This is a genomic window from Streptomyces sp. NPDC102514, from assembly GCF_055584525.1.
The window spans coordinates 237,074-252,455 of the sequence record NZ_JBVJLW010000011.1; the positions used below are offsets into that span (position 1 = coordinate 237,074).

Sequence of the window (15,382 nt, forward strand, 5' to 3'; positions counted from 1 at the left end):
TGACATGCTCTGAAGGCGGCCCAATCATCACACCTCCGATGAATGGGAGGTGCCCGTGAGTACGGACGTCAAGAGTGCGTATCCAGGCAGGAGTGCGTCCCCGGGACGCTCCCGGCTGGTCGGTGTCATGACGGCACTCCTGCTGCTCGCGGCACCGGTCCCGCTGGCAGGCGCGGAGGAGATGTCCCAGGCGGCCGATCCCGCTCCTCCTGTCACCGTTCCCGCCCTGACCGACTGGACCCCGGAGGACGGGCATTACGCGTATGAGGGGGGTGGCGGCCGTGATGGCCGTGGGACACGCCTTGTTGCCGGGGGTGCGGCGGAGCGCCGCGTTGCCGACACCCTTGCCGGCGACCTGCGTGCGGGCGGGCACGGGACCGTTCCGGTCGTGGGTGGGGGAGCGCGTACGGGTGACATCGTTGTCGATGTCGTGCCCGGCAAGGCCGCCTTGGGGGCGGAGGGGTACGAACTCCGCGTGGGCAAGCGCCTGTCGGTGACCGCCGCCACCGAGGCGGGTGCCTTCTACGGCACCCGGACCGTTCTTCAACTGCTGGCGCAGGGCGACCGGGTGCCCGCCGGACGTGCCGTCGACGTGCCCCAGTACGAGGAGCGGGGCGTCGGCGTCTGCGCCTGCTACGTCCACATCACCACCGAGTGGCTGGAGAACCTCGTACGCGACATGGCGTACCACAAGCTCAACCAGCTGCTGCTCGAACTCAAGGTGAAGAGCGACGCGCACCCCGAGGCCAACACCTGGGGCTACTACACCAAGGACGAGATACGGCGGCTCGTCGCTCTCGGCGAGAAGTACCACGTCAGCATCGTCCCGGAGATCAACTCCCCGGGGCACATGGACCCCTGGATCGAGAACCGGCCCGATCTCCAGCTCACCGACTCCGACGGCAACAAGCAGCCCTCCCGGCTCGACATCACGCGCCCCGAGGCCTTCGCCTACTACACGGGCCTGATGGACGAGTACGCGCAGGTGTTCACGTCCGGCTCCTGGCACATGGGCGCCGACGAGTACATGCTCGGCTCCGACTTCGCCAAGTATCCGCAGGTCCTGGAGTACGCCCGGGCCAAGTACGGCGCGGACGCCACCCCGCAGGACGCCTTCATCGACTTCGTCAACCGGGTCCACTCCTACGCGGCGGGCAAGGGGAAGGAGCTGCGGATCTGGAACGACGGTCTCACCGGCGCCAACACCGTGCCCGTCACGGCCGGTACGACGGTCGAGCACTGGCTGAACGTGGCGACGAAGCCCAGCCAACTGCGGGCGCAGGGCTACCCGTTGATGAACGCGGCCTACGCCCTCTATCTCGTGCGGGGCGGCTTCCACTCGGACACCAAGGGACTGTACGACCAGAGTTGGGACCCGCGCAGCTTCGAGGGCGAGAAGCTCGCCTCCCGTGCGGGGATCACCGGGGCGAAGATCAGCCTCTGGCCCGACAACGGCCGTGGCGAGACCGAGAACGAGGTCGCGGAGGACACCGATCCGGCTCTGCGCCACCTCGCCCAGGCCACCTGGGGAACTCCCCACCCGGACGCCACGTACGCACAGTTCACCGCTCGCGCGGCTGCCGTGGGCCACGCGCCGGGTTGGCGCGACCTCACCCGCGTACCGGTCGCGGACGGCACGTACACCTTCCACTCGGGGGCCAAGAGCGTCACCGCCGAAGTCGAGCGCACCCCGGACGGTTACGCGACCTTGCGCACTGCCAACGGCTGCCTGGAGGTGCGGGGCGGCAAGCTCACGCTCAACGTGCCGCTCCAGCCCGGAGTCGAGGTGTCCGAGCAGGCGTGCGAGGGCGGGAACACCGTGCAGCGCTGGCAGGTGGTGCCGGTGCGGGGTGGTTATCAGCTCGTCAACGCGATCACGCAGATGGCTGTCCACGTGAGCGACGACGGACGGCTGGTGCAGTACCCGCCGGACCAGCGGGGCGCCGCCGTATGGCAGTTGACGGCCGCGTGACCCGGCGCCCGGCTGTCCTCCGTCTCCGTCCCCTGACCTGAGGAGTGCGATCACATGGCAGTCTCCAGACGTCTCTTCGTCACGGCCGCCGCGGCACTCGTGGCGTCCAGCGGCACGTCACTGGCCCTGGCGCCCGCCGCCTCCGCGGTCCCTGTCTCGCCGGACGAGCCCTGGTACCGGATCCCCGTCGGGCCCGCCGACTCCCCGGACGAGCTGGTCCGCAAGGCGTCCCAAGTCCGGCCCACGGAACGGCAGATCGCCTGGCAGGCACTCGAACGCACCGCCTTCCTGCACTTCGGGGTGAACACCTTCACCGGGCTCGAATGGGGTACCGGGGACGAGGATCCGGACGTGTTCCAGCCGGTCGGCCTCGACACCGACCAGTGGGCCCGCGCCCTGCGTGACGGCGGCTTCAAGCTGGCCATCCTCACCGTCAAGCACCACGACGGATTCGTGCTCTACCCGTCCCGGTACACCAACCACTCGGTGGCATCCAGTAGTTGGCAGGGCGGGCGAGGGGATGTCCTGCGGTCGTTCGCCGAGTCCATGCGGCGTCACGGGCTCAAGGTCGGCGTCTACGTCTCACCGGCCGACGAGAACCAGTACCTGCACGGCGTGTACGCCAACGGCAGCGCCCGCTCCGAGCGGACCATCCCCACCCCGGTCCCCGGGGACGACCGCCCGGACGGGCCGACCTTCACCCTCCCGGCCACCGACTACGGCGCCCACATGCTCGACCAGCTCCACGAGGTCCTCACCGAGTACGGGCCGGTCGACGAGGTCTGGTTCGACGGCGCCCAGGGCCGCATCCCGCCGGACAAGGTCGAGACGTACGACTGGGACAGCTGGTACACGCTCATCCGGACCCTCGCGCCGGACGCCACGGTCGCCGTCTCCGGACCCGATGTGCGCTGGGTCGGCAACGAGGGCGGGATCGCCCGCGAGAACGAGTGGAGCGTCGTACCCGTCCAGGAGAAGGCCAACGGGCGCATGGACTTCGCGCTCTCGTACGACGCGCCGGACATGGGCGGCCGGGACGCCCTGGTCGCCGCCCAGCCCGTGGCCGACTACCTCCAGTGGTGGCCGGCGGAGGCCGATGTGTCCATCCGGGACGGCTGGTTCTACCACGCCGACCAACAGCCCAAGTCCGTGCAGCAGTTGACGGACATCTACTTCGGCTCGGTGGGCCGCAACGCGGTCCTGCTGCTCAACGTCCCACCGGACGACCAGGGCCTCCTTCCGGCCGCCGACGTGACCCGGCTGCGGGAGTTCCGCGAGCGTATCGACAGGGAACTCCCGGAGGACCTGGCCCACGGGGCGCGCACCACCCGGTCCCCGGGCACGATCACGGTGGACCTGGGCCGCTCCCGCGAGATCGACCGCATTCGCCTCGCGGAGGACACCCGCCATGGTCAGCAGGTGGAATCGTTCGTGATCGAGGCCCACACCGACGGAGCCTGGAAGCAGGTCACAGAGGCAGGCACGATCGGCGCCAGCCGCATCCTGCTCCTACCGACCCCGATCCGCGCCCGCCGCTGGAGAGTACGGGTAACAGCCGCCCGGCACACCCCCCGCCTGGCCGCCTTCGAACTACACCGCTCCCACCTCTGAGAGCAAGGCCCCAGGTACCCAAGGGACGCGAGGAACGGCGCGAGCAACCACAACAGACCCGCACTCAACAACGAACCTCCGCCCCCGCCCCCTAAGGGGCGCGAGGAACGGCGCGAGCAAGCACAACAGACCCGCACCCGACAACGAACCCCCGCCCCCGGCCCCGTTCAAGCGCCGCAGGCCCCCGTGCTGGCGCGTTCGATCAGCCCCGGCACCGGCACCCCCACAGCCCGCGCAGGCCCCCCGTCCAGCAACGACGTCAATTCCGCGGCAGCGACGCGTCCGAACGCCACCGTGTCCCGGGACAGCGCCGACAACCACGGCTTGACCATGCGGCACAGCGCCGAGTCCTCCCAGGCCACGACCGACACGTCACCCGGCACCGAGAAGCCCAGCTCCGTCGCGGCGGCGACCCCGGCGACGGCCATCACGTCGTTGTCGTAGACCAGCGCGGTCGGCGGCGCCCCGCTGCCCAGCACGCCACCCTCCAGGACGCGGCGCGTCACCGCCGCACCCTCCGCGTCGGAGTAGTCCGTGGTCACCGAGCACACCTCGGCGAGCCCGCGCCGGTCCGCCTCGGCGCGCAGCGTACGGATCCGCCGCTCCGTGTGCGCGAGGCCGGGCAGGCCCGCGATGTGCACGATCCGCCGGTGGCCGAGTTCGTACAGTCGTCCCACCACGGACGCCATCGCGCCCGCATCGTCCGCCCAGACCGTGGACAGCCCGGGATGCCGGGCGTCCGGCGCCCCGCCGATGACCACCGCGGGCAGTCCCAGCTCGTCGAGCAGGTCGGGGCGCGCGTCGTCGGTCCGCGGGTCGACGACCAGCACTCCGTCCACGCGGTGCTCGGCCCACCAGCGCCGGTACACCGCGCACTCGTCGTCGACGTCCTCGACCACCTGGAAGAGCAGCCCGAGGTGACGTTCGGCCAGAACCTCCTGTATGCCCGAGATGAGCTGCAGGAAGAACGAGTCCACGCCGAGCGTGTCCGCGGGCCTCGCCAGGACGAGCCCGACCGTCGCCGTGCCCTCCCCGGACAGCTGACGCGCCGCCGTGCTGGGCCGCCAGCCCAGTTGTTCGGCGACCCTGCGCACCCGGTCCCTGGTGATCTCGGAGACGCCGGGCCGGTCGTTGAGCGCGAACGAGACCGCGCTCTCGGAGACCCCGGCGCGCTGCGCGATGTCCTTCATCGTCGGCCGGCGCGCGGGAGACCGCTTGGCTGGCAACTGCTCCCCATTCCACTGAAGCCCTGCTCGGTGATGCCCTGTTTGCTGCCGACCTGCGTGCCGTCGGCCCGTTCAATGGCACTTCGTACTAAAGCGCTTGAGTCAGGTCACTCTAAAGCGCATTAGTGATCCGCTGCAAGCAGGCTGTCACAACGGCTCTGAGCTGGTCATATGTTGAACTAATGAATTTAGCGAGGCGGAATCCATTGACTTCCCCGCCGCGCAGGATGCAAGGTCTGCCCGTCACCCCAGACCCACACCGTCGCAAAGGAGCCCGGTCACCGTGCGCATGCCTCGCAGAGCACTCGCCGCCGCTGTCGTCGCCCTGGTCCTGCCGCTCAGCGCCTGCGGCTCCGGGGGTGACGACAGCGGTTCCACGGACGCCTCCGGCAAGGTCGAGGGCGACATCACCTTCCAGACCTGGAACCTGCGGGCCAACTTCAAACCGTACTTCGAGGGTCTGGTCGCCGACTTCGAGAAGAAGTACCCCGGCACGAACGTGAAGTGGGTCGACCAGCCCGCCGAGGGCTACGCCGACAAGATCAGCGCCGACGCGGCCGGCGGCACCCTGCCCGACGTCGTGAACGTCTCGCCCGACCTCGTCGCCCCGCTCGCCAAGGCGGGCCTCGCGCTCGACCTCGACAAGGCCGCCGCGCGGTACAAGAAGGAGTACCTGCCGGGTGCGTGGGCCAGCCACGAGATACCGGGCATGGAGGGCACGTACGCCTTCCCGTGGTACCTGAACACCGGCCCGCTCTTCTACAACAAGTCGCTGTTCAAGGAGGCAGGCCTGGACGCCGCGAAGCCTCCGAAGACGTACGACGAACTCTTCGACGACGCGCTGGAGCTGGCCGACAAGAGTGACGGCAAGGTCGCGACCCTGGCGAACGTGCCCACCATCGAGGACTTCGGCCGGTACGGCGGCGAGCTGATGAACAAGGAGGGCACGGCCTTCGCCTTCAACGACGCCAAGGGCGTGGAACTCCTCACCAGGTACAAGAAGTTGTACGACGCCAAGGCCCTCGACTCGCAGGCGCTGACGGCCACCCCCGAGTCGTCCGGGAAGAAGTTCCTCACCGGGGCCGTCGCCATGAACCCGGGCAGCGCCCTGGACCTCGGCAACTTCAAGAAGCAGGCGCCGAACCTCTACAAGAACATCGGCATCACCGACCAGATCACCAGCACCGGCAAGGTCAACATGTACGTGATGGGCGTGATGGTGAACGCGCGGACCAAGCAGAAGCCCGCCGCCGTCGCCTTCGCCCACTTCGTCACCGACGCGCAGAACCAGATGTCGTTCGCCAAGAAGGTCGCGATCTTCCCGAGCACGGCCGGTTCGCTCGACGACCCGTACTTCACCGAGGAGGACGGCACGGACGAGACCCGCGTCCGGATCGCCGCCGCGAGTTCCCTGAAGAACGCCGTGAACTACACGCCGGTGCTGTTCAGCGAGCAGATGAAGACCGAACTGCGCAACTCCGTCGCCAAGGCGCTGCAGGGCAAGGTGAGCCCGAAGGAAGCCCTCGACAACGCTGTCAAGGCGTGTGACCGCCTGCTCCAGCAGCAGGGCTGATCGACATGGCGAGTTCCTCCAGTACGGCCTCCTCCAGTACGGCTTCATCCGGCACGGTCTCCGCGGGCGGGGCGGCCGTCGGCAGTGCTTCCTCCGGTGACGGCGGTGGTGGCCGTGGCGGGCGTGGCGGGCCTTCCGCCGGGGCCGTCGCCCGGGTGCGGCGGCAACTGCCCACCAGTCCCTGGCTGTTCGCCGCCCCGGGGCTGCTGGTCGTGGCTGTCTTCATCCTCTATCCGTTCGTCTCGACCGTGGTCAACGCCTTCACCGACCGCCGGACCCTGATCCCCGGCGAGTTCGTGGGCCTGGCCAACTTCCGGGAGCTGCTGCACGACGAGATGTTCTGGATCGGCCTGCGCAACAGCACGCTGTACGTCCTCGGGGTCGTCCCCGCGCTCGTCCTGCTGCCCCTGCTGCTCGCGCTCCTGGTCCAGAAGAACATCCCCGGCATCGCCTTCTTCCGGTCGGCCTTCTACACCCCGGTCGTCGCCTCCATCGTCGTGGTCGGGCTCATCTGGGTGTGGCTGCTCGACGAACGAGGCCTGGTGAACTCGCTGCTGGAGGCGATCGGGGTCGGCAGGGTCGGCTTCCTGAGCGACCAGTGGCTGCTCCTGCTGAGCGCCATGACGGTCACGGTCTGGAAGGGCCTCGGCTACTACATGATCATTTATCTGGCCGCGCTCGCCAACGTACCGCGCGAGCTGCACGAGGCCGCGGCCGTGGACGGCGCCGGCGCGGTCCGCCGCTTCCTCACGGTCACCGTGCCCGCCGTCCGCTCCACGATGGTGCTGGTCGGCGCGCTCTCCTCGGTCGCCGCCTTCAAGGTGTTCTCCGAGGTGTACCTGATGGCGGGGCCCGGCGGCGGCCCCGCGGGCGAGGACACCACGCTCGTGATGCTCGTCCAGCGCACCGGCACCGGCCTGACCGGCCGGGTCGGCTACGCCTCCGCCATCTCCGTCGTCGTCTTCGTCGTCACCGTCGCGCTGATGCTGCTCGTGCTGCGCGCCGACCGGAAGGAGGACGCGTGAGTGCCGCCGAGAAGGTACGGGACGCGCCGGCCGGTGCGGAGGCGCGCCGCCGTGGCGGTCGCCGTCGTACGCGCGTCACCGATGAGAACGGGAAGCATGTACGGGTGTGGGAACTCGCTCTCCGGTACCTGCTGTTGCTCGCCGTGCTGGCGCTGACCGTCGGGCCGTTCCTGTGGCAGCTGTCCACCTCGCTGAAGGGGCCGACCGAGGACATCTTCAGTTCGCCGCCGAAGTTCCTGCCCGGTGAACCGACCCTGCACAACTACGAGCGGGTCGCCGACACCATCCCCGTGTGGGACTACGCCTTCAACTCGCTGAAGGTCGCCACCGCCAACGTCGTGACGAACTGCGTCGGCGCGGCGCTCGCGGGCTATGCGCTGGCCCGGCTGCGCTATCGCGGACGCAAGGTGGCCACGCTCGTGTTCATCCTCGCGATGCTCGTGCCCGTGGAGGGGATCATCATCGCCCAGTTCACGACCATGCGTGAGCTGGGCCTGAACAACACGCTCATCGGGGTCGTCCTGCCGGGGTGCATCGGCGCGATGAACGTCCTGCTGATGCGCAACGCGTTCCTCAATCTGCCGTACGAGATCGAGGAGGCGGCCTTCGTCGACGGCGCGAACACGTGGCAGCGGTTTCTGCGGATCGCGTTGCCCTCGGTGAAGGGGACGCTCGCTGTTGTGGCGATCTTCGCGTTCATGGGGGCGTGGGACGACTTCCTGTGGCCGTTGATCGTGCTCAGCGATCCGGAGAAGTTCACTCTGACCATCGGGCTCAACTATCTGCACGGCACGTTCGCCAATGATGAGCGGCTGGTTGCCGCGGGCACGATCATTGCCGTGGCGCCGTTGATCGCGCTCTTCGCCTGCCTTCAGCGGTACTTCTTCCGTGGGGTGGGGGAGGGGGCGGTGAAGGGGTGAGCTCTGCGGTGACCTCCCCCTTCTTCGCGGCTTCCGCCCATGGTTGTCGGGTGCGGGTGGGTGGGGGCGGAGGTTGGTTGCGCAGTTCCCCGCGCCCCTGAAAGAGCGACGGTCGGTTGTCGGGTGCGGGCCGAGGAGGGCTGGTCGCGCAGTTCCCCGCGCCCCTGAACGGGGGCGGCCGGTCGTCGGGTGATCCGTCGCGGCCCTGTCGGGGCGCTGCCCCGCCTCGAAGGGGCGCGGGGAACTGCGCGGCTCGCCCCCACCAGGCCGCACGGAGCTCCCCTGAAGGGCGGTGCCCGTGCATCCCCCGTGCCCCCCACACACACGCACCACAGAAACAGGACTAGGAACCCCGGATGTCTTCTGCTGTGCGCTTCGGCGTCAACTACACCCCTAGTGAAGGGTGGTTCCACCACTGGCTCGACTTCGATCTCGACTCCGTGCGGGCCGACCTCGACTCGATCGCCGCACTCGGGCTCGACCACATACGGGTCTTCCCGATCTGGCCCTACTTCCAGCCGAACCGCTCGCTGATCCGCCCGCGTGCCGTGGAACAGCTCGTCGCTCTCGCGGATGCGGCGGCCGAGCGGGGCATGGACGTCAACGTGGACGGCCTGCAGGGGCACTTGTCGAGTTTCGACTTCCTGCCCGCCTGGACGCAGACCTGGCACCGCCGGAGTCTCTTCACCGACCCGGAGGTCGTCGAAGGGCAGGCCGAGTATCTGCGGACCCTCGCCGCCGCCCTCGCCGACCGGCCCAACTTCATCGGCATGACCGTGGGCAACGAGGTCAACCAGTTCTCGGCGGGTCCCCACCCGGATCCCGACCGGACGACGGCCGACCTGGTCGACGCCTGGCTGGAGCGGATGCTCGCGGCCTGCGAGAAGGGCGCCCCCGGCAAGCTGCATCTGCACGCGGAGTACGACGCCGCCTGGTACCAGGACGACATGCCGTTCACCCCGGCCCAGGCCGCGCGGCGCGGAGCCGTCACCGCCGTGCACTCGTGGGTCTTCAACGGCACGGCCCAGCGGCACGGGCGTACCGGCGTCGCGACCGAACACCACGCCGCCTATCTGATCGAGCTGAGCAAGGCCTGGGCCGACGACCCCTCGCGCCCGGTCTGGCTCCAGGAGGTCGGCGCACCGGCGCCGCTGGTCCCCGCCGAGCACGCCGCCGCCTTCACCGAGGCGACCGTCGCGAACGCCCTGGACTGCCCGGACCTCTGGGGCGTCACCTGGTGGTGCTCCCACGACGTGTCCCGCGACCTCGCCGACTTTCCCGAACTGGAGTACGGGCTCGGATTGTTGAGCAACGACCGCCGGGCCAAGGACAGTGCGCGGGTGCTGGCCCGCGCCGCCCGCTCGGCCCGCGAGCACCCGTACACCCCCAAGGTCCGCACCACCGCGCTCGTCGTCCCCGACGACCCCGCCGGCCGTTCCGTCTGCGCGCCGGGCGGCCCGGTTTTCGAGGCGTTCTTCCGGCTCACCGCCGACGGCGCCCGACCGACCACCGTCCTCGCGTCCCGCGCGAACGACGTGGAGCACCTCACCGCACGAGGCATCACCGAAGTCGTCACTCCCGATCAGGTTCCGTAACCCCCACAGGAAACAAGAACTCCCACAAGGAGGCACTTGCTCGTGAACCCCACCAGACGCACCGTCCTGCTCGTCGCCGGCACCGGGACGGCCGCCGCCCTGCTCCCGGCAGGACCGGCCGCCGCCGGTCAGGAGGCCGCGACCGGCCCCGCCGCCGAGGCCGCCCCCGAGGCACCCCGGCCGTACGCCTCCTACTGGTACCCGGACTCGTTCCCCTCCGGCTCACCGGGCGCGGGCATCACCTGGCGCAGTCTGAAGGCGTGGAGCGCCGCCACCGACGCCGATCTGGCCTTCAACACGGCGTCCGTGCCGCTCGCCGAGCGCTTCACCCCGACCCCGGTGAACTCGACGGCCCGCGCCGGACAGGCCCGTATCCAGTCGCTGGTCTCCTTCGGCCCCACCGCGAGCAACCCCTCGCAGGGCGCGGCCACCGCCGACTACTACGCGCTCACCCACTGGAGTTACGTCGACGAGCTGGTCTTCTGGGGCGGTTCGTCCGGCGAAGGGCTGATCCTCGCGCCGAACGCGCCGATCGTGGACGCCGCCCACCGGCACGGCGTACCCGTCCTCGGCAATGTGTTCCTGCCGCCCGCCGCGTACGGCGGCCAGCTGCAGTGGACGCGCGACCTGGTGCAGAAGGACGCGGCGGGGCACTACCCGCTGGCCGCCCAGCTCGTCGCGGTCGCCGAGGCCTACGGCTTCGACGGCTGGTTCATCAACGCCGAGACGAGCGGCGGCAACGCGGCCCTCGCCACCGACATGCTCGGCTTCCTCACCGAGCTGAAGACGCTCAGCGCGGCCAAGGGACAGCGCGTCACCTGGTACGACTCGATGACCGTCAGCGGCTCGGTGAGCTGGCAGGGCGCCCTCAACAACCAGAACCGGGTGTTCTACCAGGCCGCCGACACGATGTTCATCGACTTCCGCTGGTCGGCGAGCAGTCTTGTCTCCTCCGGTACGGCCGCTCAGCAACTCGGGCGCAGCAAGTACGAGTTGTGGGCCGGCGTCGATGTCGAGGCCAACGGCTGGAACCGGTCCGTGAACTGGGACGCCATGGTCCCCAGCGGCTCGGCGCACATCGTCTCGGTGGGCTTCTACCGGCCCGAGTGGACCCGCAACCACCTGCCCGCCACCCGTACGCCCGGCGACTTCCACGCCGCCGACGACCGCTTCTGGAGCGGCCGTTCCCTCGATCCGGCCCGCCCCGACACCACCGACACATGGCGGGCGCCCGCCGTCTCCGTCGCCGACCGCTCGACCGTCACCGCACTGCCGTTCGCGAGTACGTTCAACACCGGGCACGGACTGCGCTGGTACGAGGACGGCGAGGTCACGTCGACGGCCCAGTGGAACCACCTCGGCCTTCAGGACCGGCTGCCGTCCCGGCGCTGGGTGACGCGTACGACGGGCCCGCATCCGGCGGTCACGTTCGACTTCGCGGACGCGTGGCGCGGCGGCAGCAGCGTCCTGGTCGACGGCACCCTGACCGCGCCCACCACGCTCGACCTCTACGGGACCCGCCTGCCGCTCGGCGCGGACACGGTCGTCGAGCTGACCCACCGGGCCGACTCGGGGGACGTGGGCGTGGAACTGGCCGTCGCCACCGCCGAACCGTCCGGCCCGGGGCAGCCCTACGCGTACACGTACTTCCCGGTCACCGTCGGCGACGGCTGGGAGACCTCGACCGTACGGCTGACCGGGCTGCCCGCGGACGGCACGGTGCACGCCCTCGGGGTCCGGCTCACCGGCACCGGGGACGGTGCCGTGAAGTGGCGGCTCGGCGGTCTCTCCGTACGCGATCAGGACGCCCAGGCGCCCGGCACGCCCGTCGACGCGAGCATCACGGGCGCCTCGGGAGGCGATCTGCGCCTCGCCTGGCGCGCGCCCACCGGCGGCGGCGTACGCCATTACACGCTGCACCGGGTACTGCCCGACGGCACCCGGCGCTTCCTCGGCGGAACCGCTCAGCAGGCCTTCTTCGTTGGAGGACTGACAGCTGAAGGAGGCGAGACGGCGGCGAGGTTCGAATTGCGGGCCGTTGGGGAGCTTTACACCGCGTCGGCCCCCGCGACCCTGACCCACACCTGGTGACCGCCGACCACCGGTACCACCGGTAACAGCAACAACCCGCACAACGGAGTTACGGAGCACCCCACATGCATGACGACCGCGGCCTGGTCGAAGCCCGCCTCAAGCGCGTGCTCGACGAGCGCATACGACCCGCCGTGTACCCCGAGTCCGTACCGCTGGAAGTGGCGGTGTGGAACGCGCCCGGCGAGCCGGTGCCCGTCGAGGAGGGGCTGGCGGCCACGCCGTCCCCGGTGGCGGTCGGCGACAGGTGGGGTGCTCCCTGGGGCACCAGCTGGTTCCGGGTGACGGGGACCGTGCCCGAGGAGTGGGCGGGGAAGACCGTCGAGGCCCTGCTCGACCTCGGCTTCGACGAGAACATGCCCGGCTTCCAGTGCGAGGGCCTCGTCTACCGGCCCGACGGGACCCCCGTGAAGGGCCTCAACCCGCGTAACCAGTGGGTACGGATCGGGGCGCCCGTCGCGGGCGGCGAGGAGGTGCGCCTGCACATCGAGGCGGCCTCCAACCCCGTCATCCTTGACTACCACCCCTTCCTGCCGACGCAGCTCGGCGACAAGGAGACGGCCGGCAGCGAACCGCAGTACAAACTGGAGCGGATGGACCTCGCCGTCCTCGACGAGACGGTGTGGCAGCTCGTCATCGACCTGGAGGTCCTCGGCGAGCTGATGGCCGAACTGCCCGTGGAGTCCGCCCGCCGCTGGGACATCCTGCGCGCGGTGGAGAAGGCCCTCGACGCCGTCGACCTGCAGAACGTCGGCGCCACCGCCGCCGCGGCCCGCTCCCAGCTGGAAGCGGTGCTGGCGGCTCCGGCCGTGCCCTCCGCCCACCGCATCAGCGCGGTCGGCCACGCGCACATCGACTCGGCGTGGCTGTGGCCGCTGCGCGAGACCGTCCGCAAGGTCGCCAGGACCACGTCGAACATGACCGCACTCCTGGAGGACGAGCCCGACTTCGTCTTCGCCATGTCGCAGGCCCAGCAGTGGGCCTGGGTGAAGGAGCACCGGCCCGAGGTGTGGACCCGGGTGAAGAAGGCGGTCGCCGACGGGCGGTTCGTGCCCACCGGCGGCATGTGGGTCGAGTCCGACACCAACATGCCCGGCTCGGAGGCCATGGCCCGCCAGTTCGTGCACGGCAAGCGGTTCTTCATCGACGAGTTCGGCGTCGACAACGACGAGGCCTGGCTGCCCGACACGTTCGGCTTCGCCGCCGGACTGCCGCAGATCATCAAGGCGGCTGGCTCCAAGTGGCTGCTCACGCAGAAGATCTCCTGGTCGCAGACCAACAAGTTCCCGCACCACACCTTCCAGTGGGAGGGCATCGACGGGACGCGGATCTTCACGCACTTCCCGCCCGTCGACACGTACAACTGCTCGATGAAGGGCAGCGAGATCGCCCACGCGGCGAACAACTTCAAGGACAAGGGCGTCGCCCGGCACTCCCTCGCCCCGACCGGCTGGGGTGACGGAGGCGGCGGCACGACCCGCGAGATGGTCGCCAAGGCGGCCCGCCTGAGGGACCTCGAAGGGTCGGCGACCGTGGTCTGGGAGGCCCCGGAGAAGTTCTTCGAGAAGGCGGAGGCCGAGTACCCGAACGCCCCGGTGTGGGTCGGCGAGCTGTATCTGGAGCTGCACCGCGCCACCCTCACCAGCCAGGCCAAGACCAAGCAGGGCAACCGCCGCAGCGAGCACCTGCTGCGCGAGGCCGAGCTGTGGGCGGCGACCGCGGCGGTCCGGACCGAGTTCACCTACCCGCACGAGAAGCTGGACCGGCTCTGGAAGACGGTCCTGCTCCACCAGTTCCACGACATCCTGCCCGGCTCGTCCATCGCCTGGGTGCACCGCGAGGCCCGCAAGACCTATGAGGCGGTGGCCGACGAACTGAACGGGATCATCGGCGCGGCCCAGCGCGCGCTGGTCGGCGAGGGCACGACCACCCTCGCCTTCAACTCCGCGCCGCACACCCGTGACGGCGTGCCCGCCGGCGGCGCGCGGACCCCGGCCGTCGGCGGCGAGTGCACGCTCGTGCCGCGCACGGACGGCGGCTTCGTCCTCGACAACGGATGCCTGCGCATCGAGATCGACGAGCGCGGACTCGTGGTCTCCGCGTTCGACCTCGCCGCGGACCGCGAGACCCTCGCCCCCGGCGAGGCGGCCAACCTGCTGCAGATCCACCCCGACTTCCCGAACATGTGGGACGCCTGGGACGTCGACGAGTTCTACCGGAACACGGTCACCGACCTGGTCGAGGCCGACGAGGTGGTCCCCGGCGACGACGGGGTCTCGATCCGGATCGTACGGAGCTTCGGCGCGTCCAAGGTCACGCAGGTGCTGTCGCTCGCGCCGGGGGAGTGGCGGCTCGACATCGACACCGAGGTCGACTGGCACGAGACGGAGAAGTTCCTGAAGATGGCCTTCCCGCTCGACGTGCACGCCGAGCGGTACGCGTCCGAGACGCAGTTCGGGCACTTCTTCCGGCCGACGCACACCAACACGTCGTGGGAGGCCGCCAAGTTCGAGGCCTGCAACCACCGGTTCGTCCACATGGAGGAGCCCGGCTGGGGCGTCGCCGTCGTCAACGACTCGACGTACGGCCACGACGTGACGCGTACGGTCCGTGAGGACGGCGGTACGACCACCACGGTCCGGGTCTCGCTGCTGCGCGCTCCGCGCTTCCCCGACCCGGAGACCGACCAGGGCGTGCACCGCTTCCGGCACGCGCTGGTGCCCGGTGCGGCGATCGGTGACGCGGTGCGGGAGGGCTGGCGGATCAACCTTCCCCAACGGAAGGTCGCCGGCGGGGCCTCGGAGGTCGCGCCCCTGGTGACCGTCGCGCAGGACGCGGTCGTGGTCACGGCGCTGAAGCTGGCGGACGACGACAGCGGCGATGTCGTGGTCCGCTTCCACGAGTCGAGGGGCGGGCGCAGTCAGGCGACGCTCACGGCGGGCTTCGACGTCGAGTCGGTCACGGTGACGGACCTGCTGGAACGCCCGATCGCCGATGCCACCGAGCCGGAGCGCGACGGCAACAGGATGACCCTGAAACTCCGCCCGTTCGAACTGGTGACGCTCCGCCTCAGGCGCGCCTGAGGTCTTTCGGCCGACTGCGGCCGCGCCGGGCCTCCACCGTGCCCCGTAACCTGCGGGTCCGGTGGGGGCCGATCGCGCGCTTCCCCCCGCGCCCGTGGAGACGGGCCGGTGGTCGGGTGCGCGTCCGGTGGGGGTTGCTCGCGCAGTTCCCCGCGCCCCTGAAAGCGGGGCTGCGCCCCAGCTTTCGTGCCTTTAGGGGCGCGAGGAACCACGCGCTCAGCCCCCTCCGCGCCGCAGGGTGCCCACCGGACCCCGGGCTGTCCCTTTGAGGGGCGCGAGGAACCAC

At 70.2% G+C, this 15,382-nt stretch carries 9 protein-coding genes; 8 read left to right on the forward strand and 1 reads right to left on the reverse strand.

The genetic code is table 11. The features are described from left to right. The first annotated feature begins 127 nt into the window (after positions 1-127). Positions 128-1,972: a family 20 glycosylhydrolase gene (locus tag ACZ60E_RS27010; RefSeq protein ID WP_469443768.1), complete on the forward strand. Its 1,845-nt coding sequence runs from the start codon at positions 128-130 to the stop codon at positions 1,970-1,972. 54 nt (positions 1,973-2,026) lie between these two features. Continuing rightward, positions 2,027-3,583 carry an alpha-L-fucosidase gene (locus ACZ60E_RS27015; RefSeq protein ID WP_469443770.1) on the forward strand — a complete coding sequence of 519 codons (1,557 nt, stop codon included), beginning with the start codon at positions 2,027-2,029 and terminating at the stop codon, positions 3,581-3,583. A 167-nt stretch (positions 3,584-3,750) separates the two neighbouring features. Here the strand turns inward: ACZ60E_RS27015 and ACZ60E_RS27020 are convergent, their stop codons facing one another. After that, a complete protein-coding gene (locus ACZ60E_RS27020) occupies positions 3,751-4,809 on the reverse strand; it encodes a LacI family DNA-binding transcriptional regulator (protein ID WP_469443771.1) in 1,059 nt (352 codons plus the stop codon). 289 nt (positions 4,810-5,098) lie between these two features. Between ACZ60E_RS27020 and ACZ60E_RS27025 the strand changes: the two genes are divergently transcribed. From ACZ60E_RS27025 to ACZ60E_RS27050, 6 genes are all read left to right on the forward strand, one after another. Next, the gene (locus ACZ60E_RS27025; protein ID WP_469443925.1) at positions 5,099-6,382 is read left to right on the forward strand and encodes an ABC transporter substrate-binding protein; all 1,284 of its coding nucleotides are present in this window, start codon (positions 5,099-5,101) and stop codon (positions 6,380-6,382) included. Positions 6,383-6,387: 5 nt separating this feature from the next. Continuing rightward, a complete protein-coding gene (locus tag ACZ60E_RS27030; RefSeq protein WP_469443772.1) occupies positions 6,388-7,407 on the forward strand; it encodes a carbohydrate ABC transporter permease in 1,020 nt (339 codons plus the stop codon). Further along, on the forward strand, positions 7,404-8,327 hold the full coding sequence (locus ACZ60E_RS27035) for a carbohydrate ABC transporter permease (RefSeq protein ID WP_469443773.1): 924 nt from the start codon (positions 7,404-7,406) through the stop codon (positions 8,325-8,327). Before ACZ60E_RS27030 ends, ACZ60E_RS27035 begins: the two co-directional genes overlap by 4 nt. Positions 8,328-8,683: 356 nt before the next feature. Then, complete coding sequence (locus ACZ60E_RS27040) at positions 8,684-9,922, forward strand: glycoside hydrolase 5 family protein (RefSeq protein WP_469443774.1); 1,239 nt, start codon at positions 8,684-8,686, stop codon at positions 9,920-9,922. Between the two features lie 42 nt (positions 9,923-9,964). Beyond that, the gene (locus tag ACZ60E_RS27045; RefSeq protein ID WP_469443775.1) at positions 9,965-12,013 is read left to right on the forward strand and encodes an endo-beta-N-acetylglucosaminidase; all 2,049 of its coding nucleotides are present in this window, start codon (positions 9,965-9,967) and stop codon (positions 12,011-12,013) included. A 65-nt stretch (positions 12,014-12,078) separates the two neighbouring features. Continuing rightward, complete coding sequence (locus ACZ60E_RS27050) at positions 12,079-15,096, forward strand: alpha-mannosidase (protein ID WP_469443777.1); 3,018 nt, start codon at positions 12,079-12,081, stop codon at positions 15,094-15,096. The last annotated feature ends 286 nt before the right edge of the window (positions 15,097-15,382 follow it).